The following is a 21,143-nucleotide window of genomic DNA, read 5'->3' on the forward strand; positions in this document are numbered from 1 at the left end:
CGATCACTTTATCGACCTACTCGAACAAGCGACAGGTAAATAACACACAATGGCTAAACGTACTGATATTCAAAGCATTCTGATTCTGGGTGCTGGTCCGATTGTTATCGGTCAGGCCTGCGAATTTGATTATTCTGGCGCGCAGGCTTGTAAAGCTCTGCGGGAAGAAGGTTATCGCGTCATTCTGGTGAATTCCAACCCGGCCACCATCATGACCGACCCTAATATGGCCGATGCCACCTATATCGAACCAGTAACCTGGGAAGCGGTCAGCAAGGTCATTGAAGTCGAACGCCCCGATGCCATTTTGCCGACGATGGGCGGACAAACTGCCTTGAACTGTGCGTTGGCACTGGAAAAACATGGCGTATTGAAAAAATACGGCGTTGAGATGATCGGTGCTGACAGTGAAGCCATCAACAAAGCCGAAGACCGCGATTTGTTCCGTGCAGCGATGCGTAAGATCGGTTTGGATATGCCGCAATCGGATATTGCTCACTCACTTGAAGAAGCTCTGGAAGTACAACAGAAGTTTGGCTTCCCGGTGATTATCCGTCCGTCATTTACCATGGGCGGCAGTGGTGGTGGTATCGCCTACAACCGTGAAGACTTTGTCGACATCTGCCAGCGCGGTTTGTATCTCAGTCCGACTTCCGAGTTGTTGATTGAAGAATCAATCATCGGCTGGAAAGAATATGAAATGGAAGTGGTGCGTGACAAAAAAGACAACGCCATCATTATCTGTTCGATTGAAAACTTTGATGCTATGGGTGTGCATACCGGTGACTCAATCACTGTGGCACCTGCCCAGACGCTGACCGATAAAGAATACCAAATCATGCGTAACGCCTCGCTGGCCGTTCTGCGTGAAATTGGCGTGGAAACCGGTGGTTCGAATGTGCAGTTTGCGGTGAATCCGGAAACTGGTCGTTTAATCATTATCGAAATGAATCCACGGGTGTCACGCTCATCGGCATTGGCTTCGAAAGCAACGGGTTTTCCGATTGCCAAAGTCGCAGCGAAACTGGCAGTTGGGTATACCCTTGATGAGTTGCAAAACGAAATTACCGGTAATGCCACACCAACGTCATTTGAACCGACTATCGATTATGTGGTCACCAAAATCCCACGCTTTACCTTTGAGAAATTCCCGTTAGCCGATAATCGTCTGAGCACTCAGATGAAGTCTGTCGGTGAAGTTATGGCCATTGGTCGTAACTTCCAGGAATCTTTGCAAAAAGCGCTGCGCGGGCTGGAAATCGATCGTGATGGTTTCAACGAAATTCTGGATCTGAAAGCAGAAAATACGGCAGAAGTGTTACGCCGTGAATTGAATCTGCCAGGCTCAGACCGTCTCTGGTATGTCGGTGATGCGTTTAGATTTGGCATGAGCTTTGAAGAAATTCAACAACTGACGCATATCGATCCATGGTTCCTGATTCAGATTCAGGAGTTGGTGGAAATTGAAAACCAGCTTAAAGAACGTTCTTTGAACGATATCGACGAAGCGGAAATGCGTGCGTTGAAACGTAAAGGTTTCGCTGATTCGCGTCTGGCCAAATTGTTACATAAAACCGAAAAACAATTCCGCAGCCATCGTCATACGCTGGGTGTGCGTCCGGTTTATAAACGTGTTGATACCTGTGCTGCAGAGTTTTCAACCTCTACTGCATACATGTACTCGACTTATGACGAAGAGTGCGAAGCCAATCCGACTGATCGTCAAAAGATCATGATTCTGGGTGGTGGTCCTAACCGCATTGGTCAAGGTATCGAGTTTGATTATTGCTGTGTTCATGCAGCACTGGCACTGCGTGACGATGGTTATGAAACCATTATGGTCAACTGTAATCCAGAAACTGTATCCACAGATTACGACACTTCAGATCGTTTGTATTTTGAATCACTGACGCTGGAAGATGTTCTCGAAATCGTTGCCTTGGAAAAACCTAAAGGTGTGATCGTACAGTTTGGTGGACAGACGCCGCTGAAATTGGCGAGAGCATTGGAAGCTGCCGGTGTGCCGATTATCGGAACTTCACCTGATGCGATTGACCATGCGGAAGATCGTGAACGCTTCCAGCAAATGGTTGAAAAGCTCGGCTTGTTGCAACCACCTAATCGTTTGGCGCATTCGGTTGATACCGCTGTGTCACTGGCTGCCGAAATTGGTTATCCATTAGTGGTGCGTCCGTCTTATGTATTAGGCGGCCGTGCAATGGAAATCGTCTATAACGAAGAAGAATTACAACGTTATATGCTGACAGCCGTATCAGTTTCCAATGATTCTCCGGTATTGCTGGATCGTTTTCTTGATGATGCGATTGAAGTCGATGTAGATGCGATTTGTGATGGCAAGGAAGTGCTTATCGGCGGCATCATGGAACACATTGAACAGGCTGGTGTTCACTCAGGTGACTCCGCCTGTGCGTTACCGCCTTATAGCCTTAGCCAGGAAATCATGGACCAGTTACGAGTTCAGGTTAAACAAATGGCACTTGAACTGGGTGTAGTGGGACTGATGAATACTCAGTTTGCCATTCAGGGTGATCGTATTTTCATTCTGGAAGTGAATCCACGTGCCTCACGTACTGTGCCGTATGTGTCAAAATCTATCGGTGTTCCGTTGGCGAAAGTTGCCGCACGCTGTATGGCTGGCATGAGTCTGGCAGAGCAGGGCGTCACCAAAGAAGTGATACCTTCTTATTATTCAGTTAAAGAAGCGGTATTCCCATTCATTAAATTCCAGGGCGTCGATCCGATTCTTGGGCCAGAAATGAAATCCACTGGCGAAGTTATGGGCGTAGGTCGTACCTTCGGTGAAGCATTTGCTAAATCACAGCTGGCGGCTTCTGTCAGTCTGCCAGTCGGTGGTAAAGCCTTTATCTCGGTGCGTGATGCTGACAAGCAAACGGTTATCAGTATTGCCAAAGATTTGTTAGGCTTGGGTTTCTCGTTGTTAGCCACTCGCGGCACACAACAAACGCTGATTGAGGCTGATGTGCCTTGTGAACGGGTGAAAAAAGTTGCTGAAGGTCAGCCGCATATTGTGGACATGATCAAAAACGATGAAATTGCCCTGATTGTAAATACAACCGAAGGTCGTCAAGCTGTAGCGGATTCGAGAGAGATCCGTCGTGCAGCATTGCAACATCAGGTGAACTACACCACAACGTTAGCTGCTGCCCGCGCTACGATTCTGGCCTTGAACTGTGAAGACAGTGTGTCAGTAAATCGTTTGCAGTCGTTACATGGAGAATTGATTTAATGGCCGTTCCTATTACCGCACGTGGTGCTCAGGCACTGAAAGATGAATTACACGAACTGAAAACCGTCAGACGTCCAGCCATCGTTAATGCGATTTCTGAAGCGCGCGCCCATGGTGATTTAAAAGAAAATGCTGAATACCACGCTGCACGTGAGCAGCAAAGCTTCACCGAAGGCCGTATTCAGGAACTGGAATCAACTTTGGCGGATTGTCAGGTAATTGATCCAACAGCACTACCTAAAGATGGTCGTGTTGTGTTTGGTGTGACGGTTGATTTACTCAATATAGATACCGATGCTGAAGTGCGCTATCAGATTGTTGGTGATTACGAATCGGATATCAAACTGAACAGAATTTCTATTTCATCGCCTATTGCACGCGCATTGATTGGCAAAGAAGTGGATGATATTGCAACGGTACAGGCTCCTGGTGGTGCCATTGAATATGAAATTACTGGCATCCATTACCTGGCTTAGATGTTGAGTCTTTCTGAAACCATTGGCGAACGCTTATTGCTGACATTGTGGGTTGGTGCGCTATGGTCTATTGGTTATCTGGCCGTTCCGCTTGCTTTTGTCAGTCTTGAAACGCTAGTTGCGGCAGAATATGCTGCTAAATTGTTTTTCGCTGTCAATGTCATTGGCCTAATCAGTGGTACATTAATCTTATTAGGTAAGCTAAGTATCCAGCGGGGCAGGGTGTTACATTCCTGGCGCTTCTGGGTATTGATTGGCATGCTGGTTATTACCTTGATATTCAGCATGTATGTTCAGCCGGAGATGGCCAATATCAAAACCATCGAAAACTGGCGGCTGAATACAGATCTTGCTCAGAGTTTTGAACGCTTACATATGCTGAGCCAGAATTTATATCTGATGTTAAGTATTGCGGGTTTGCTGCTGGTACTCAGCACAGATAAACAACATATGGCACAGCAGGCCTGATATGGCACGAAGTAAATCCAGTAATAATTGGCTTAGAGAACATTTTGATGATCCCTATGTCAAAAAAGCTCAGCAGAAAGGTTATCGCTCCAGAGCAACTTTTAAACTGGAAGAAATCGATCAGAAAGATAAATTAATTCGCAAAGGTATCTCAGTTGTCGACTTGGGTGCCGCACCCGGTGGCTGGTCAGATTATGCTTTGCATCGTGTCGGTGACAACGGTAAAGTCATTGCGTTGGATATCTTGCCAATGACACCATTGACCGGTGTTTATTTCATTGAAGGTGATTTTCGCGAAGATCATGTTCTTGAGCAATTGAACGAAGTATTGGCCGGACAGTCGATAGACCTTGTATTATCGGATATGGCCCCCAATATGACAGGTGTAGATGCAATAGATCAGCCTGGCAGTATGCATCTGGTTGAGTTGGCCTTGGATTTTGCAATTAATAACTTAAGTAAACAGGGCGATTTTCTGGTCAAAGTTTTTCAAGGTGAAGGCTTTGATGATTTTTTGAAGTCCATGCGGAGTCATTTTAAAAAAGTGACAACCCGCAAACCGGATGCTTCTCGGGCACGTAGCCGTGAAGTTTATCTGCTAGGTCGCGGACTGAAATGACAGCAAAACAAACTAACGTTACTAGGGGTAACAAACATTGAGTGACATGATGAAAAACATTGTTTTATGGGTCGTCATCGCGATGGTATTGATGTCGGTATTTAACAATTTTGGGCCGCAACAAAGCAGCCAAAGCGAAATGGATTACTCGACCTTTATCAGTAACGTGAAAACCGGTGCGGTTTCCAGTGTCGATATTCAAGGGCGAACTATTACCGGCAAATTAACCGACGGTAGCCAATTTACTACTTTCAGTCCTGATTATGATCCAGGTTTGATCGGCGATTTGCTGGATAACGGTGTTGCCATCAAAGCAGAGCCAGTCGAAAAAACTGGTTTATTGATGCAAATCTTTATTTCATGGTTCCCGATGTTATTGCTGATTGGTGTGTGGATTTTCTTCATGCGTCAGATGCAAGGCGGTGGCGGCAAAAATCCCATGTCATTTGGTAAAAGCAAAGCCCGCATGTTGAATGAAGATCAGGTAAAAGTGACCTTCAAAGATGTTGCTGGTGTTGAAGAAGCTAAAGAAGAAGTTCACGAATTAGTCGACTTCTTACGTGATCCGGGCAAATTCCAGAAATTGGGCGGACGTATTCCACGCGGTATTTTGATGGTAGGTTCACCAGGTACTGGTAAAACCTTGCTGGCAAAAGCTATTGCTGGTGAAGCTAAAGTCCCGTTCTTCACAATTTCAGGTTCTGATTTCGTCGAAATGTTTGTCGGTGTTGGTGCTTCACGTGTTCGCGATATGTTCGAACAAGCCAAAAAACACGCTCCATGCATCATCTTTATCGATGAGATCGATGCGGTGGGCCGTCACCGTGGTGCCGGTTTAGGTGGCGGTAATGACGAACGTGAACAAACCTTAAACCAGTTGTTGGTTGAGATGGATGGATTTGAAGGTAATGAAGGCGTCATCATCATTGCTGCGACCAACCGTCCTGACGTACTGGATCCAGCTTTATTACGTCCGGGTCGTTTCGATAGACAGGTTGTGGTTCCTTTACCAGACATTCGTGGTCGCGAACAAATTATCAAAGTGCATTTGGGTAAAGTACCAGCAGATGAAGATGTTAATCCAAGTGTCATTGCACGTGGTACACCGGGCTTCTCAGGTGCTGATTTAGCCAATCTGGTGAACGAGGCGGCTTTATTTGCTGCTCGCACAAATAAACGCGTGGTTTCAATGAATGACCTGGAACTGGCAAAAGACAAAATCATGATGGGTGCCGAGCGCCGTTCAATGGTCATGAGTGATAAAGAGAAAGAACTGACGGCTTACCATGAAGCTGGTCATGCGATTGTGGGTCGTAGTGTCCCTGGTCATGATCCAGTCTATAAAGTCAGTATCATTCCGCGTGGCCGCGCTTTAGGTGTCACCATGTTCCTGCCAACGGAAGATAGATACAGCTATACCAAACAGCAGTTGGAAAGTCAGATTTCCAGCCTGTATGGTGGTCGACTTGCCGAAGAAATGATTTTTGGGGCTGAAGCTGTCACTACCGGTGCCTCGAACGATATTCAACGGGCAACCGAACTGGCGCATAACATGGTTACCAAATGGGGACTTTCTGACAACATGGGACCACTGTCTTATGGTGAAGATGAAGGTGAGGTGTTCCTTGGTCGTAGCGTGACCCAACATAAAGCAGTTTCAGACTTAACTGCCAAACAGATTGACGAAGATGTTCGTGCATTAATTACCCGTAACTATGATCGGGCGAAAAATATACTGACAGAAAATCTCGACAAACTGCATACCATGGCAAAACTGTTAATCACTTACGAAACCATCGACAGTGATCAGATCGATGCCATTATGGAAGGTCGTGAGCCTGGTGCGCCAAAAGGTTGGGACGATAAATCATCGACTCCACCACCAGCCGCAAAGCCTGATGAAAAAGGCCCAGAGCCAACTGGTAAACCAGCAGATCAATTAAATTGAGATAGTTAAATCATGATGATGGACTTTGCAGGCAAATCTCTGGATTTGTCTGCCCCACACGTCATGGGCATCGTCAATGTAACGCCCGACTCCTTTTCGGATGGCGGGCGTTTTTTTTCAGCCGATAAAGCCCTTGAACAAGCACGAAAACTGGTTGCCGATGGCGCTTCCATTATTGATATTGGTGGTGAATCGACACGGCCTGGCTCAGAACCTGTTGGTGTTGAAGAAGAAATCCGCCGTGTGGTGCCTGCGATAGAAGCTATCAGTGCTGAACTTGATGTGGTTATTTCCATCGATACCATGAAAGCCGAAGTTATGCGCGCTGCAGTAGCGGCTGGGGCTAGTCTGATAAATGATGTTAATGCATTGCGTGGAGATGGGGCATTACAGGCCGCTGCCGAACTCAATGTTCCAATATGTTTGATGCATATGCAGGGCACACCTCAAACTATGCAACAACAGCCGCATTACGACGATGTTGTTAATGAAGTAAATACATTTCTGATTGAACGCATTGCTGCCTGTGAAGCGGCGGGTATTTCTCGTTCAAAAATTATTCTTGATCCTGGATTTGGGTTTGGCAAAACGGCCCGACATAATCTACGATTAATGAAACATTTAGCTGTTTTTACCGATTCTGATTTACCAGTATTAGTTGGTGTGTCGCGTAAATCGATTATTGGTGCCACATTGAATGTATCAGTTGAAGAACGGTTGGCCGGAAGTTTGGCATTAGCATCGATAGCGGTATGGCAAGGCGCAAAGATTATACGCAGCCATGACGTACGAGAAACCGTACAGGCGATTCGACTTTGTGAACATGTAATGCAGGTTAGTGATTTTGATTGAACAAAAAAGACGTTATTTTGGTACAGATGGCATTCGTGGCCGGGTGGGCGATGGTGCGATTACCCCCGATTTTGTATTAAAACTTGGCTGGGCAATAGGCCGTGTTCTGGCCAAAGAACGTAATAGTAAAGTGCTGATTGGTAAAGACACGCGTATTTCCGGTTATATGTTTGAATCCGCCTTACAGGCTGGGCTTTCAGCCGCCGGTGTCGACGTTTATCTAATGGGTCCAATGCCAACCCCAGCAGTCGCGTATTTAACCCGTACTTTCCACGCTCAAGCAGGCATTGTAATCAGTGCTTCGCATAATCCTTATCACGATAACGGAATTAAATTCTTCTCTGATCAAGGTACCAAATTGCCTGACTCAGTCGAGCTTGCAATCGAAGCAATGCTGGATCAACCCATCAAAACGGTGGATTCTGCTCATCTCGGTAAAGCCCATCGGATTTCCGATGCAGCAGGGCGTTATATCGAGTTTTGTAAAAGTACCATTTCGACTGGTGTAGATTTATCCAATTTAAAAATGGTGGTTGATTGCGCTCATGGGGCGACCTATCACATTGCACCAAATGTATTCCGTGAGTTGGGTGCCGAAGTTATTTTGATGGGCGCAGAACCGGATGGCCTGAATATCAATCAAAACTGCGGTTCCACTGAACCTCGTTTGTTACAAGCCAGTGTTTTGGAACACAAAGCCGACTTGGGCATTGCCCTGGATGGTGATGGTGATCGTTTGATCATGGTTGACCATAAGGGTGAGCTGGTCGATGGTGATGATATTTTGTTTATCATTGCCCGTGGTAGACAGCGTGCTGGGCTGTGTAAAGGACATGTTGTCGGTACTTTAATGTCGAACCTCGGTTTGCAACATGCCCTTGAAAAACATGATATTACCTTACATCGTGCCAATGTCGGCGATAGGTATGTAATGGAAAAACTTAAGCAGGTTGATGGCTTGATTGGCGGCGAAGCGTCCGGGCATATTATCTGCCTTGATAAAACCAGTACTGGTGATGGCATTGTGGCAGCATTACAGGTGTTAGCTGAAATTCAACAAACCGGTAGCAGTCTGCATGAACTGCGTTCGGCAGTAATTAAATACCCGCAACGTCTTATTAATGTGCGTCTCAATAAACTGGTGAATTTAAAAGATTATCCGGAAATCCAAACAGCAGTGGAAGATACTGAGAAAAAACTGGGTAATGAAGGTCGGGTTTTGCTGAGAGCTTCTGGTACTGAGCCCGTTATTCGAGTGATGGTAGAAGGTCATGACGCCACGCGTACCAACCACTTAGCCAAAACGCTGGCAGAACAAATCGAGACGATTTTACAGAATTAATTCGATCATGCTCATTGGTAACAATATAAGCCGCTATGACATTGCTTTATCAACGGTCAGTCGGTAACCTTTATGATTCATTCTTATATAAGAGTAGGTGTCTGTGCGCAAACCGCTGGTCGCTGGTAACTGGAAAATGAACGGCTCTAGCGCAAGCAACAAATTGTTGCTTGATGCGATTCTGGCGCAAAGAGACTCCTTTGCATCGGTTGATGTCGCCTTATTTCCACCCGCACTTTATGTACAACAGGTTCAATCCGCTTTGACTGATACGGGTTTGTTCTGGGGTACCCAAAATGTTTCACAGTTTGATTCTGGTGCGTATACCGGTGAAATATCGGCCACCATGTTGCGAGACTTTGGCTGCCAATACGTACTGATTGGTCATTCTGAACGGCGTTGTTTGTATGCAGAATTGAACCTTGATCAAGTTTTTCTCGACCATATTATCGCCGAGAAATCTGAGATAACAGTCCGTCATGGGATCACCCCTATCATTTGTATTGGCGAAAGTCCGGAAGAGCACTCAATGGGTCGTACCGAAGAGATGGTAGCGCGGTTGATGGATATTTTGATTGCGCAACAAGGTGTCGAATTGCTGTCAAAAGCGGTATTGGCTTATGAGCCAGTTTGGGCCATAGGCACAGGCAAGACAGCCAGCCCAGAATGGGCGCAGGATGTGCATTCTTTCATGCGTCAACGGGTCGCAAAACATGATCCAAAAATTGCGGCATCGCTCAGAATACTTTACGGCGGCAGCGTAAAAGGTAATAATGCTGCCCCATTATTTGCCAAGCCTGATATTGACGGTGGATTAATCGGTGGCGGTTCCCGCGATGCCGAAGAATTTGTTCAAATCTGTCAGGCTGCAGCTCAAAATTAGGAAATTAAATGGATGCGTTGATTCTTGGGATTCACGTTGTGATCTCGCTGTTGTTAGTAGGTTTAATCTTAATCCAGCACGGTAAAGGTGCGGATGCCGGTGCTGCTTTTGGTGGCGGTGGTGGTGGCGGTGCTTCTGCCAGTTTATTTGGTAGCCAAGGCTCAGCCTCTTTTTTAAGCCGTAGCAGTGCTATCTTGGCCACAGTGTTTTTTATCACCAGTTTGACTCTGGCATATCTGGCTGGCAACACCGACCGTGTACAAAGTGTTACGGATTCAGTGGTGATTGAACAACCAGTAAAAGAAAGCCCTGCGGATCTCCCAGAGTTTCCGTAAAATATCCCTCAGCTAATTGCCGTCGTGGTGGAATTGGTAGACACGCTATCTTGAGGGGGTAGTGCTTTAGGGTGTGCCGGTTCGAGTCCGGCCGACGGCACCAATTTCAGAGCCAAGTATTTGTATATCAAATACTTGGCTTTTTTGTGTCTGGTCGCGGTCCCGAAAAGAGTTTTCAAGCCTTTTCAACTCAAGGGCGTAAACGGATAACTATTCCAATAGAAAAATTAACCCTAGATTTTTATTCAAGCCGATTTTCTATATACACTAACCTGTATATCTGGCTGAAAAGCCTTGCCTTGCTGTGCTAACAAACCTTGCACTATGGTAGAGTGAAAACGGTTACATAGTTAAGTTTGCGTTTATTTATACACCGAACAGCCTGTTACTCAGCGGTTCACTTTTCATGTTTTGATGATGGAAACATTCGTAGTGACTGTTGGTCATAGGCGTTACAAATAATACTGAGAAGGGATTTTATGTTTAAGCTGTTTTTTCAACACACTCAAAAATTATCTACTGCATTATTGGCCGGTGGGCTGTTGGCCGCTTCTGGAATAAGTTATGCCGATTGGGATCTTGATAATGCGGACTCCCAACTACATTTTATGTCAGTAAAGTCATCTTCAATTGCTGAGCTGCATACCTTCAAGACCATATCTGGCAGCTTGTTAGACAGTGGACAAGCTGAACTTGTAATTGATTTAAACAGTGTCGATACCAAGGTACCGATTCGTGATGAACGCATGCAGAGCATGCTGTTTGATACGGCTAATTTTCCGCAGGCAACCTTAACGACAAAGGTTGATATTGCTGCTGTAAAAGCCCTTAAGGCTGGACAAACACTCACACAGGACGTTGAGTTACAACTCGATCTGCATGGTCAGACGCGGATGCTCCCTGCACAATTACAAGTGACGGCATTGGCATCGGGTAAATTGATGGTTGCAACGACAGCGCCAGTGATCATTAAAGCCGAAGACTTTGATTTGGTCGAAGGCATCAATGCTTTGCGTGATGAGGTGGGTTTGCCATCAATTACCCTTGCCGTGCCGGTGACAGCAACCCTGTTTTTTAATCCATAACGAAGTTGGGCGTCGTTATTCTTGAACGATAATTGCGGCGCCCACTTTTTTATTTCGATGGAGTGAAAAAGTCATCATTGATGGCTTAAGTCCGCTGCCGATGTTTTTTCCACATTCCTGCGATAAAGAACATTAATGCAATCCAGATTAAGCCAAATGTAATCAGTCTTTCCGGTGGATAGGCTTCTTTGAGCACAAACACCCCAATCACAAATTGAATGGTTGGATTGATGTACATAATAAAGCCCACCACAGACAAGTCGACTCGACTGGCCGCCATAGCAAATAGTACCAACGGTAACGCGGTTAGAAGACCAGAGCCAATCAATAACAATGTGAGTTGGGTAGAGTCCCCGAACGCAAGATTGTAGTCAGAGTTGGATGCTTGCCAGAGGATCCAGACTAAGGCTACAGGTGCCAGCCAGAGTGTTTCAATCGTCAGCCCATTTACACCATCTACTGGATGTTTTTTGCGGATTAATCCATACAAAGCAAATGCCAGAGCCAGCGATAAACCAACCCATGGAAGGCTACCCAAGCTGAACCATTCCCAGATTATTGCCACGGTGGCAATTACACCAGCCCAACCCTGCAATGGATGAAGCTGTTCATTTAACAACCATCTGGCCAGTAATAGACTCATTACAGGGGTAATGAAATAGCCAAGGCTGGCTTCCAATACGCGATGCTGTGAAACAGCCCAGATAAAAATCAACCAATTGATGGCAATCAGCAGCGAAGATAATGCCAGCCACAGTAATAATTTTTTATCTGCAAATGTTTTGATTAACTTACGTCCACGGCCGAGCAACAGGCCTACCACAACCGTCGCCAACAAGGACCAAAGGATCCGGTGTGACAACACTTCCACTGCTGAAACACTGTTCAGATAACTGAAATAAAGTGGAAAGCTGCCCCAGATAACATAAGCGGCAATGGCGAAAATCAGACCATACATATAAAACTCAGTAATGACAGTGTGAAAATGACAATCTCATTCACGTGACATTGTCGATGTTTGGAAGAATATAAATGTTTTGCAGGAAGTGAAATCAGCTAATTCTGCTGAGCGACTTAACTAAAACAATGATGTTGTCGAGAGCTTAAACCGCTGCAAATTATGCTGTGGAATTATACAGGGCGTTGAGGTGAGTCGGTTCAAGTTTAATCAATTACGGCACAGATGGTTTGTAATATTGTTTAAGGCTAACCATTAAAATAAAGCCGGTACTTCAGTCGAGCATTACTGGCTCAATCTGAGCTTCAAATACTACGAGTTAAAGTGTAGTATCAGGAGCTATTATAATAAGTTTGATTTCACAAAATAATAATAACTATTCAAGTGTCATATAGGCACTAATCGCGAAAGAGTGGAAGGGCGGCATGTTAGAGGGATATCTCCCCATTTTGTTGTTTATCATCATTGGCATCGGCTTTGGTGTGATGCCGCTGATTGCTGGCTTTATTATCGGGCCACAGCGTCCTGATGCTGAAAAACGCTCCAGCTATGAATGTGGTTTTGAACCTTTCGAAGACACCCACGGCAAATTCGATGTGCGTTATTACCTGGTTGCTATTCTGTTCATCATTTTTGATTTGGAAATCGCCTTTTTATTTCCCTGGGCCATAGTCTTAGATGAAATCGGTGTATTTGGCTTACTGGCAATGTTTCTGTTTCTGGGCATTTTGGTGGTGGGCTTTATCTATGAATGGAAGAAAGGAGCCTTGGAATGGGAATAGAAGGCGTTCTTCACGAAGGCATTGTTACCACCTCAGCAGATAAATTAATCAACTGGGCACGAACCGGATCGTTATGGCCGATGACTTTTGGCTTGGCATGTTGTGCCGTTGAAATGATGCATGCAGGTGCTTCACGTTACGATCTGGATCGGTTTGGTGTGGTGTTTCGCCCAAGTCCACGTCAATCCGATGTAATGATTGTGGCTGGAACCTTGGTAAACAAAATGGCACCCGCACTGCGTAAGGTGTATGACCAGATGTCAGAACCGCGTTGGGTCATTTCGATGGGGTCCTGTGCCAATGGCGGTGGTTACTACCATTATTCCTATTCAGTGGTTCGCGGTTGTGATCGCATTGTGCCAGTAGATATTTATGTGCCGGGTTGTCCGCCAACGGCAGAAGCCTTGCTCTACGGCATTATTCAGTTACAGAAAAAAATTCAGCGTACCAATACTATTGCCAGAAAAGCCCAGGCGTAAGGTCGAAGCATGGAATCGCTCAAACAGAAACTGCAGCAGTATTTTGCCGACCAGCTGGTGGAATGCGAGTTTAATCGTGGTGAATTAACGCTGCATATTGAAGCTGAGCAGATTATTCCGGTTTGTCGGGCATTACGTGATGAATTTGCGTTTACCCAGTTAATCGATTTGTGTGGAGTGGATTATTCAGCCTACGGCAACAGTGGCTGGGAGACTAAACAGGCAACAGAACATGGTTTCAGTCGGGCGCGTGAGGCATTTTCTCAAATTGACGAGGTCGATGAAGGCTTTCGCTATGCCGTGGTTTACCACTTGCTATCGGTACAAAATAATAATCGACTACGCCTGAAAGTGGATTTGATTGCGGAAATACCAATTATTGATTCGGTGACCAGCATCTGGTATTCGGCTGACTGGTATGAGCGTGAAGCATTTGATTTGTTTGGCATTCTGTTCAAAGGTCATCAGGATCTGCGTCGAATTCTGACCGATTATGGATTTGTCGGTCATCCCTTCCGTAAGGATTTCCCATTGATTGGTAATGTGGAAATGCTTTATGACCCTGAGCAGAAACGGGTGGTTTATCAACCGGTCAGCATTGAGCCCAGAACATTAGTACCTCGGGTAATTCGTGATGATAATCGTTATCTGCAACCTCATGGCAAGGCCAAAAAATAATGGCTGAGATTAAAAACTACACCTTGAATTTTGGTCCGCAGCATCCGGCGGCTCATGGTGTATTGCGCCTGATTCTGGAAATGGATGGCGAGGTGATTGTGCACGCCGATCCACATATTGGCTTGTTGCACCGTGGTACCGAAAAACTGGCTGAATCCAAACCCTACAACCAGAGCATTGGTTATATGGATCGGCTGGATTATGTGTCGATGATGTGCAATGAGCATGCTTATGTGATGGCCATCGAAAAACTGCTGGGCATTGAACCACCGATTCGGGCGCAATATATCCGCGTGTTATTTGATGAAATGACCCGGGTGTTAAATCACCTGATGTGGTTGGGCGCACATGGTCTGGATATCGGTGCCATGACTGTGTTTCTCTATTGTTTCAGGGAACGTGAAGATTTGATGGACTGTTATGAAGCAGTTTCTGGCGCTCGTTTGCATGCCACCTATTATCGTCCTGGCGGTGTCTATCGTGATTTACCTAACAGCATGCCGCAGTATCAAAAATCCAAATGGCATTCCGAAGCCGAAGTCAAACAGCGAAATCAAAACCGTGAAGGCAGTCTGCTGGATTTTATTGAAGACTTTTGTCAGCGTTTTCCCAAATGTGTCGACGAATATGAAACGCTGCTAACCGATAACCGTATCTGGAAACAACGTACAGTCGGCATTGGTGTGGTATCACCGGAACGAGCATTGCAACTCGGTTTTACTGGTCCGATGTTACGTGGCAGTGGCGTTGAATGGGATTTACGTCGCAAACAACCCTACGAAGTTTATGACCGACTGGATTTTGATATCCCAGTGGGCAAAGAAGGCGATTGTTATGATCGTTATCTGGTGCGGGTTGAGGAAATGCGTCAATCCAATAAAATCATGCAGCAATGCATCGACTGGCTGCGAGCCAATCCTGGCCCGGTGATTATTGATAATGTCAAAATTGCCCCGCCCAGCCGAGCTGATATGAAAGATGATATGGAAGCGTTAATTCATCATTTCAAATTATTCACCGAAGGTTATTGTGTGCCGGAAGGTGAGGTGTATAGCGCTGTGGAACATCCTAAAGGCGAGTTTGGTATTTACATGGTGTCAGATGGAGCCAATAAACCTTATCGGGTCAAAATCCGGGCACCGGGTTTTCCACATCTGGCAGCAATGAATGAAATGGCCAAAGGACATTTACTGGCCGATGTCGTGGCGATTATCGGCACTATGGATATTGTTTTCGGGGAGATTGACCGATGACAACTACATTGCAACTTACCGGACATAGAGATCAGCTGTTCAATGAAGAGCTACGACAGCAGTTGGATAGCTGGATCAGTAAATATCCACCAGGGCAAAGCCAATCTGCATTAATTCCTGCATTGCATATTTTGCAGGATGCCCATGATGGCTGGTTAAGCGAAGGCCTGATGCGTGCCTTGGCTGATTATCTTGAGCTTCCGGCGATCAGTGTGTTTGAAGTGGCGACGTTTTATACGATGTTTGAACTCAAACCCGTGGGCAAACACAAAATCAGTGTGTGTACCAATATCTCTTGTTTATTGTGTGGTTCGGAAGATATTGCCAACCATTTACAAAAACGACTTGGTATTGGTTTTGGACAAACCACTGCTGACGGAAAATTCACACTTAAAGAAGTTGAGTGCCTGGGTGCCTGTGTTGGCGCGCCGATGCTGTTGCTGGATCGGCAATATCACGAGCATCTGACCCCGGAAAAAGTCGATGCTTTATTGGGCGAGGTAAAATGATGCAGCTGGATCAGGTCTGTTTTCGCACCATGCATCTCGACCAGCCGTGGTCGATGGAATCCTATCGCAGTGTTGGTGGCTACGAGATGCTGGAGAAAATCCTTCGGGAAAAGACCCGTCAGGAAACCATTATTGAAACCATCAAGAATTCAGCTTTACGTGGTCGTGGTGGTGCCGGTTTTCCAACCGGGCTGAAATGGAGTTTTATGCCACGCCGCATGCCTGGCGATAAATATATCGTCTGCAACTCAGATGAAGGCGAGCCAGGTACCTGTAAAGATCGAGACATTATCCGTTTTAACCCACATCAGGTGATTGAGGGCATGATTATCGCTGGTTATACCATCGGTGCCCAACGCGGTTACAACTACATCCGTGGTGAATTTTTTGAACCGATTGAACGGTTTGAACAAGCCTTAATCGAGGCTCGTGAGGCCGGTTATCTGGGTAAAAACATTCTGGATAGCGGTTTTAATTTTGAGCTTTACTGCCACCCTGGTGCCGGGGCCTATATCTGTGGCGAAGAAACGGCATTACTGGAATCACTGGAAGGCAAAAAAGGTCAGCCACGTTATAAACCGCCGTTCCCTGCAGGCTATGGTTTATACGGCCGTCCCACAACCGTAAATAACACTGAAACATTGGCCTCGGTACCAGTGATCTTGCAGCATGGTGCTGACTGGTTCCATGAACTGGGAACGCCTAATAACGGCGGGCAGAAAATATTCTGCATGAGCGGCCATGTGAATAAACCGGGGAATTACGAAGTTCCGTTAGGCATGCCGTTTGCTGAATTACTGGAATTGGCGGGTGGTGTTCGTAATGGCAATAAACTTAAAGCGGTGATTCCCGGAGGCAGTTCCACGCCGGTGGTGCCTGCCGATATCATGATGCAAACCGCAATGAGTTATGACGGTATTGGTAAAGCGGGATCCATGCTGGGGGCAGGGTCGGTCATTGTGATGGACGAAACCACCTGCATGGTTAAAGCCCTGGAACGCATTGCCTATTTCTATTACGAAGAATCCTGTGGTCAGTGCACTCCCTGCCGGGAAGGTACTGGCTGGTTGTATCGGGTTATTAAACGTATCGAAGATGGCCAAGGCCGTCAGGAAGATCTGGATCGATTAATTGATGTTGCCAACAACATCAACGGCAACACCATTTGTGCATTAGGCGATGCCGCTGCTGCACCGGTTATCAGCTTTATCAAGCATTTTCGTGATGAATTCCAACATCACATTGATCATAAATGTTGTCTGGTCACTGAACCGGAATTGAAGCTCAACTATGGTTAATATCGAAATCGACGGCATTCCACTGAAAGTGGACTCATCTAAAATGATTATTCAGGCCGCTGATGAGGCAGGCATTGATATTCCGCGGTTTTGTTATCACAAAAATCTGTCGATAGTCGCCAATTGCCGTATGTGTCTGGTCGAAGTCGATAACGCTCGTAAAGCCTTGCCAGCCTGTGCCACGCCGGTTGCCAATGGCATGAAAGTGTTTACCCAATCCGAAATCGCCCTGCAAGCACAACGCGGAGTGATGGAGTTTTTACTGATTAATCATCCGCTGGACTGTCCAATTTGCGATCAGGGCGGGGAGTGTGAGTTACAGGATCTATCGTTGGGTTACGGCAGTGGTATCAGCCGGTTCAGTGAAAAGAAACGTGTCGTCAAAGACAAAGACATCGGCCCGTTGGTACAGACCGATATGACACGCTGTATTCATTGCACTCGCTGCGTACGCTTCGGTCAGGAAATTGCCGGTATCAAGGAATTAGGCGCCACTGGTCGTGGTGAGCATATGGAAATCGGCACCTATGTCGAGCACAGTCTGGCATCTGAATTATCCGGCAATATTATTGATCTGTGCCCGGTAGGCGCACTGACCTCTAAACCATTCCGCTATAAAGCACGGGCCTGGGAGATGACCTCACATCCGTCCATTGCTATGCACGATGCAGTGGGATCCAATCTCGACCTGCACACTCGGCAGAATGAGGTTATGCGGGTGGTTGCCAGAGATAATGAATCAGTTAACCAAAGCTGGATTTCAGATAGAGATAGATTTAGTTATCTGGGATTAAAACACCCAGACCGCCTGTTAAATCCGATGATTAAACAGAATGGCGAGTGGCTGACTACAGACTGGCAAACAGCGATGGAGTTTGCCGTAGAGGGTCTTAAGCACGTTAAAGCCAAAAATGGTGCCGATCAGATTGCCGGTTTAATCTCTCCCACGGCCACACTGGAAGAAGGTTATCTGTTTCAACGATGGTTACGGGCATTTGGTAGCCACAATATAGATCACCGGTTACGTCAGCAGGATTTCAGCGACGCCGGTCACGATCAATTCTCTGCTATGAGTTTGGCTGATATTGAAAACAGTGACGCGATTGTGTTGCTGGGCTGCAATATCCGTAGTGAAGCGCCGTTGTTGGCACATCGGGTCCGCCAATCAGCTTGTGATGGTGGTTTGGTCAGCGATATTAATTTCTTCAAAACCGATTTATTGATGCCGGTAGATCGGCAGGTAGTAGTCAATTCAGCACAATTATTGGTGTTATTGAGTGGTATCGCAAAAACGCTGCTACAGCGTGATGAAAAGACGGCAAAATCCTGGCAACACTTGATGCGTGAAAAAGCGCCGTCAGCCACAGAGCAGAATATCGCCATGCAATTGGCTAATGCCCGTCAGTCAGTCATTATCGTCGGCGCTTTGGCAAATCAACATCCTCAGGCAGCGATTATTCGTTCCCTGGCGGCACTTATCAGCGAGTTGACTTGTACGCATTTGCTGATTTTGCCAGAGGCAAACAGCCAAGCCTTGCATCTGGCTGGAGCAGTGCCACACAGCGACATGATAAAAGATCAGGTCACGGGCCTAAATGCTGACGAAATCTGGACTGAACAATTGCGCGCATACGTGTTGTTTAATGTAGAGCCGGAGTTTGATTGTGCCAATCCGGCCGCTGCTTTATTAGCCTTGCAACGGGCTGGATTTGTGGTGGCAATAAACAGTTTTCAGTGTGATAGCCTGCGTGATTATGCCGATGTTTTATTACCGCTGGCGGCGTTTACCGAGACATCAGGCACCTTTGTCGGCCTCGATCACCAATGGCAATCTTTTACCGGTGCGGTTGCTCCGCCAGGAGAAAGTAGACCTGGCTGGAAGATCCTGCGTGTACTTGGCAATATCTCGAAGTTTTCCGGGTTTGATTATGTTTCCTCGGAAGGCGTTCGTCAGGAACTTCAGGATCAACTTAATCGTTTATCTCCAACCAAAAAAACGATTTATATACCAACAGAAATAACCAACGTTAATGGCGTTCAGCTTATTTCAGAAGTACCGGTCTATCGCACTGATAGTTTGGTCAGACACAGCAAAGCGCTTCAACTGACACCAGAAAATCAGTTTCTCGATATGCTGCGTCTACCACCATTACTGGCTGAAAAGTTTGGTTTGCAACAAGGAGATTTGGTTCAGATTCAGCAGGATGAGTTTTCGGTAGCTGCCACAGTATTAATTGATGAACAGGTTGCTGAAAATATGGTGCATTTGGCAGCGGCTTCCCCTCTGAGTGCAAGGCTTGGCAGCTCTTTTGGCAAGGTAGCATTATCGGCCATGATGGAGAGTATTGATGCTTGATATGGTGATGCAGCAGTTGCTTCCCAATATCGGCAAAATTTTGCTGATTATCGCCTTATTGATGTTGGCGGTGGCCTATCTGACCCTGGCTGAACGCAAAGTGATTGGCTATATCCAGATGCGTATTGGTCCGAATCGTGTTGGGCCACGCGGTTTGTTGCAACCCATTGCTGATGGCCTGAAGCTGTTATTGAAAGAAATCATCGTACCAACTCGTTCCAATCTTTATTTGTTTGTGTTGGCACCGGTATTGGCGATTGGCCCGGCTTTGGCGGCCTGGGCGGTGATTCCTTTTGATGCTGGCATGGTATTAGCCGATATCAACGCAGGCCTGTTGTATGTTCTGGCGATAACCTCGATGAGTGTTTACGGCATTGTCATTGCCGGTTGGGCGTCGAATTCACGTTATGCATTTTTGGGTGCGATGCGTAGTGCTGCTCAGGTGGTGTCGTATGAAATCGCCATGGGTTTTGCTTTGGTCGGTGTATTGATCGCTGCCGGAAGTTTGAATCTGAGTGAAATAGTAATGGCGCAGCAAGGCGGGATTTTTTACTGGTACTGGTTGCCTTTACTGCCATTGTTTGTGGTGTATTTTATCTCCGGTGTGGCGGAAACCAACCGGGCACCGTTTGATATCGCTGAAGGCGAATCCGAAATTGTGGCCGGCTTCCATGTCGAGTATTCCGGTATGGCATTTGCGATATTTTTCCTCGCCGAATATGCCGATATGATTTTGATTTCAATTTTGGCCGCCACCTTGTTTATGGGCGGCTGGCTGTCACCCTTTGAAGGCATTCCGGTGCTGGAGTCGATGTTTGCCTGGGTGCCGGGCTTGGTGTGGCTATTACTGAAGACCAGTTTTTTCCTGTTTATCTATCTCTGGATCCGCGCCACATTCCCTCGTTATCGATATGATCAGGTGATGCGGCTTGGCTGGAAAGTGTTTATCCCGGTAACGCTGGTTTGGCTGGTGATTGTGTCGACCATGCAGGTATTTGATATTGGTCCCTGGTTTAATAATGTGATGGAGGTGACCGCTCCATGATGCAATCCATACGTCATTTTTTTAAAAGTTTTTTGTTGTGGGAATTGGTTCAAGGCTTACGTTTGACTGGCCGGCATTTCTTTTCCCGCAAAGTCACAGTGCAATATCCTGAAGAGCAGACACCGCAATCACCACGGTTTCGTGGTTTGCACGCTTTACGGCGTTATCCGAATGGTGAAGAGCGCTGCATTGGCTGCAAATTGTGTGAAGCGGTTTGCCCGGCATTGGCGATCACCATTGATACCGAACCGCGTGAAGATGGCACACGTCGCACCACGCGCTATGACATTGATTTATTTAAATGTATTTACTGTGGATTTTGTGAAGAATCCTGTCCGGTTGATTCAATCGTGGAAACCCGTGTGTTTGCCTATCATTTTGAAAATCGTGGCGAAAATATTATGAGCAAGCAGCAATTGCTGGCAATTGGCGATCAATATGAAGCGCAAATTGCCGCTGACAGGGAGGCTGACGCGCCTTATCGCTAGATCTTAGCCTGGCCCAGATAA

Annotated in this window: 20 protein-coding genes and 1 tRNA gene; 20 read left to right on the plus strand and 1 reads right to left on the minus strand. The window is 46.3% G+C overall.

The window, feature by feature from the left end; all coding sequences use genetic code 11:
• Positions 1-49: 49 nt before the first annotated feature.
• From carB to Q7V21_RS15450, 11 genes are all read left to right on the plus strand, one after another.
• A complete protein-coding gene (gene carB, locus Q7V21_RS15400) occupies positions 50-3,268 on the plus strand; it encodes a carbamoyl-phosphate synthase large subunit (protein ID WP_304918124.1) in 3,219 nt (1,072 codons plus the stop codon).
• Positions 3,268-3,744: a transcription elongation factor GreA gene (gene greA / locus Q7V21_RS15405; protein ID WP_069294947.1), complete on the plus strand. Its 477-nt coding sequence runs from the start codon at positions 3,268-3,270 to the stop codon at positions 3,742-3,744. Before carB ends, greA begins: the two co-directional genes overlap by 1 nt.
• Positions 3,745-4,212: a DUF4149 domain-containing protein gene (locus tag Q7V21_RS15410; protein WP_304918125.1), complete on the plus strand. Its 468-nt coding sequence runs from the start codon at positions 3,745-3,747 to the stop codon at positions 4,210-4,212. It begins immediately after the preceding gene.
• Between the two features lies 1 nt (position 4,213).
• Positions 4,214-4,831 (plus strand): 23S rRNA (uridine(2552)-2'-O)-methyltransferase RlmE, encoded by a 618-nt coding sequence (gene rlmE / locus Q7V21_RS15415; protein WP_136552647.1) that lies wholly within the window; start codon positions 4,214-4,216, stop codon positions 4,829-4,831.
• A gap of 46 nt (positions 4,832-4,877) precedes the next feature.
• Entirely contained in the window at positions 4,878-6,779 is a 1,902-nt protein-coding gene (gene ftsH, locus Q7V21_RS15420) for an ATP-dependent zinc metalloprotease FtsH (RefSeq protein WP_069294944.1), read from the plus strand.
• 12 nt (positions 6,780-6,791) lie between these two features.
• Positions 6,792-7,631, plus strand: coding sequence for a dihydropteroate synthase (gene folP / locus Q7V21_RS15425; RefSeq protein ID WP_304918126.1), 840 nt, complete (start codon positions 6,792-6,794; stop codon positions 7,629-7,631).
• Positions 7,624-8,973, plus strand: coding sequence for a phosphoglucosamine mutase (glmM, locus tag Q7V21_RS15430; protein ID WP_370654075.1), 1,350 nt, complete (start codon positions 7,624-7,626; stop codon positions 8,971-8,973). The genes folP and glmM overlap by 8 nt, the downstream gene beginning before the upstream one ends.
• Before the next feature lie 103 nt (positions 8,974-9,076).
• Complete coding sequence (gene tpiA / locus Q7V21_RS15435; RefSeq protein WP_304918127.1) at positions 9,077-9,856, plus strand: triose-phosphate isomerase; 780 nt, start codon at positions 9,077-9,079, stop codon at positions 9,854-9,856.
• Positions 9,857-9,864: 8 nt separating this feature from the next.
• On the plus strand, positions 9,865-10,191 hold the full coding sequence (gene secG / locus Q7V21_RS15440; protein ID WP_304918128.1) for a preprotein translocase subunit SecG: 327 nt from the start codon (positions 9,865-9,867) through the stop codon (positions 10,189-10,191).
• A gap of 18 nt (positions 10,192-10,209) precedes the next feature.
• A tRNA-Leu gene (locus Q7V21_RS15445) sits at positions 10,210-10,294 on the plus strand.
• Between the two features lie 376 nt (positions 10,295-10,670).
• Positions 10,671-11,276, plus strand: coding sequence for a YceI family protein (locus Q7V21_RS15450; RefSeq protein WP_304918129.1), 606 nt, complete (start codon positions 10,671-10,673; stop codon positions 11,274-11,276).
• A gap of 85 nt (positions 11,277-11,361) precedes the next feature.
• On the opposite strand, the gene rarD is transcribed toward Q7V21_RS15450, so the two are convergent.
• The gene (rarD, locus tag Q7V21_RS15455; protein ID WP_304918130.1) at positions 11,362-12,234 is read right to left on the minus strand and encodes an EamA family transporter RarD; all 873 of its coding nucleotides are present in this window, start codon (positions 12,232-12,234) and stop codon (positions 11,362-11,364) included.
• A gap of 425 nt (positions 12,235-12,659) precedes the next feature.
• Between rarD and ndhC the strand changes: the two genes are divergently transcribed.
• From ndhC to nuoI, 9 genes are read left to right on the plus strand one after another with little or no spacing between them, the layout of a single operon-like run.
• Positions 12,660-13,016 carry an NADH-quinone oxidoreductase subunit A gene (ndhC, locus tag Q7V21_RS15460; protein ID WP_041354701.1) on the plus strand — a complete coding sequence of 119 codons (357 nt, stop codon included), beginning with the start codon at positions 12,660-12,662 and terminating at the stop codon, positions 13,014-13,016.
• The gene (locus Q7V21_RS15465) at positions 13,007-13,495 is read left to right on the plus strand and encodes an NADH-quinone oxidoreductase subunit B family protein (RefSeq protein ID WP_304918131.1); all 489 of its coding nucleotides are present in this window, start codon (positions 13,007-13,009) and stop codon (positions 13,493-13,495) included. Before ndhC ends, Q7V21_RS15465 begins: the two co-directional genes overlap by 10 nt.
• A gap of 9 nt (positions 13,496-13,504) precedes the next feature.
• Positions 13,505-14,173 (plus strand): NADH-quinone oxidoreductase subunit C, encoded by a 669-nt coding sequence (locus tag Q7V21_RS15470; protein ID WP_304918132.1) that lies wholly within the window; start codon positions 13,505-13,507, stop codon positions 14,171-14,173.
• Entirely contained in the window at positions 14,173-15,426 is a 1,254-nt protein-coding gene (locus Q7V21_RS15475) for an NADH-quinone oxidoreductase subunit D (RefSeq protein WP_304918133.1), read from the plus strand. The genes Q7V21_RS15470 and Q7V21_RS15475 overlap by 1 nt, the downstream gene beginning before the upstream one ends.
• Entirely contained in the window at positions 15,423-15,935 is a 513-nt protein-coding gene (nuoE, locus tag Q7V21_RS15480; protein WP_304918134.1) for an NADH-quinone oxidoreductase subunit NuoE, read from the plus strand. Before Q7V21_RS15475 ends, nuoE begins: the two co-directional genes overlap by 4 nt.
• Positions 15,935-17,233 carry an NADH-quinone oxidoreductase subunit NuoF gene (gene nuoF, locus Q7V21_RS15485; protein WP_304918143.1) on the plus strand — a complete coding sequence of 433 codons (1,299 nt, stop codon included), beginning with the start codon at positions 15,935-15,937 and terminating at the stop codon, positions 17,231-17,233. Before nuoE ends, nuoF begins: the two co-directional genes overlap by 1 nt.
• Positions 17,226-19,589 carry an NADH-quinone oxidoreductase subunit NuoG gene (gene nuoG, locus Q7V21_RS15490; RefSeq protein WP_304918135.1) on the plus strand — a complete coding sequence of 788 codons (2,364 nt, stop codon included), beginning with the start codon at positions 17,226-17,228 and terminating at the stop codon, positions 19,587-19,589. Before nuoF ends, nuoG begins: the two co-directional genes overlap by 8 nt.
• Positions 19,582-20,634 (plus strand): NADH-quinone oxidoreductase subunit NuoH, encoded by a 1,053-nt coding sequence (nuoH, locus tag Q7V21_RS15495; RefSeq protein WP_304918136.1) that lies wholly within the window; start codon positions 19,582-19,584, stop codon positions 20,632-20,634. The genes nuoG and nuoH overlap by 8 nt, the downstream gene beginning before the upstream one ends.
• The gene (gene nuoI, locus Q7V21_RS15500; protein WP_304918144.1) at positions 20,634-21,122 is read left to right on the plus strand and encodes an NADH-quinone oxidoreductase subunit NuoI; all 489 of its coding nucleotides are present in this window, start codon (positions 20,634-20,636) and stop codon (positions 21,120-21,122) included. Before nuoH ends, nuoI begins: the two co-directional genes overlap by 1 nt.
• Positions 21,123-21,143: the final 21 nt, after the last annotated feature.

Source organism: Methylophaga sp., assembly GCF_030651745.1.

What these genes read in the sequence shown, in the direction of transcription:
- carB (WP_304918124.1), top strand. Translation starts at nt 50, where the DNA reads ATGGCTAAACGTACTGATATTCAAAGCATTCTGATTCTGGGTGCTGGT.
- greA (WP_069294947.1), top strand. Translation starts at nt 3,268, where the DNA reads ATGGCCGTTCCTATTACCGCACGTGGTGCTCAGGCACTGAAAGATGAA.
- Q7V21_RS15410 (WP_304918125.1), top strand. Translation starts at nt 3,745, where the DNA reads ATGTTGAGTCTTTCTGAAACCATTGGCGAACGCTTATTGCTGACATTG.
- rlmE (WP_136552647.1), top strand. Translation starts at nt 4,214, where the DNA reads ATGGCACGAAGTAAATCCAGTAATAATTGGCTTAGAGAACATTTTGAT.
- ftsH (WP_069294944.1), top strand. Translation starts at nt 4,878, where the DNA reads ATGATGAAAAACATTGTTTTATGGGTCGTCATCGCGATGGTATTGATG.
- folP (WP_304918126.1), top strand. Translation starts at nt 6,792, where the DNA reads ATGATGATGGACTTTGCAGGCAAATCTCTGGATTTGTCTGCCCCACAC.
- secG (WP_304918128.1), top strand. Translation starts at nt 9,865, where the DNA reads ATGGATGCGTTGATTCTTGGGATTCACGTTGTGATCTCGCTGTTGTTA.
- Q7V21_RS15450 (WP_304918129.1), top strand. Translation starts at nt 10,671, where the DNA reads ATGTTTAAGCTGTTTTTTCAACACACTCAAAAATTATCTACTGCATTA.
- rarD (WP_304918130.1), bottom strand. Translation starts at nt 12,234, where the DNA reads ATGTATGGTCTGATTTTCGCCATTGCCGCTTATGTTATCTGGGGCAGC.
- ndhC (WP_041354701.1), top strand. Translation starts at nt 12,660, where the DNA reads ATGTTAGAGGGATATCTCCCCATTTTGTTGTTTATCATCATTGGCATC.
- Q7V21_RS15465 (WP_304918131.1), top strand. Translation starts at nt 13,007, where the DNA reads ATGGGAATAGAAGGCGTTCTTCACGAAGGCATTGTTACCACCTCAGCA.
- Q7V21_RS15470 (WP_304918132.1), top strand. Translation starts at nt 13,505, where the DNA reads ATGGAATCGCTCAAACAGAAACTGCAGCAGTATTTTGCCGACCAGCTG.
- Q7V21_RS15475 (WP_304918133.1), top strand. Translation starts at nt 14,173, where the DNA reads ATGGCTGAGATTAAAAACTACACCTTGAATTTTGGTCCGCAGCATCCG.
- nuoE (WP_304918134.1), top strand. Translation starts at nt 15,423, where the DNA reads ATGACAACTACATTGCAACTTACCGGACATAGAGATCAGCTGTTCAAT.
- nuoF (WP_304918143.1), top strand. Translation starts at nt 15,935, where the DNA reads ATGCAGCTGGATCAGGTCTGTTTTCGCACCATGCATCTCGACCAGCCG.
- nuoG (WP_304918135.1), top strand. Translation starts at nt 17,226, where the DNA reads ATGGTTAATATCGAAATCGACGGCATTCCACTGAAAGTGGACTCATCT.
- nuoH (WP_304918136.1), top strand. Translation starts at nt 19,582, where the DNA reads ATGCTTGATATGGTGATGCAGCAGTTGCTTCCCAATATCGGCAAAATT.
- nuoI (WP_304918144.1), top strand. Translation starts at nt 20,634, where the DNA reads ATGCAATCCATACGTCATTTTTTTAAAAGTTTTTTGTTGTGGGAATTG.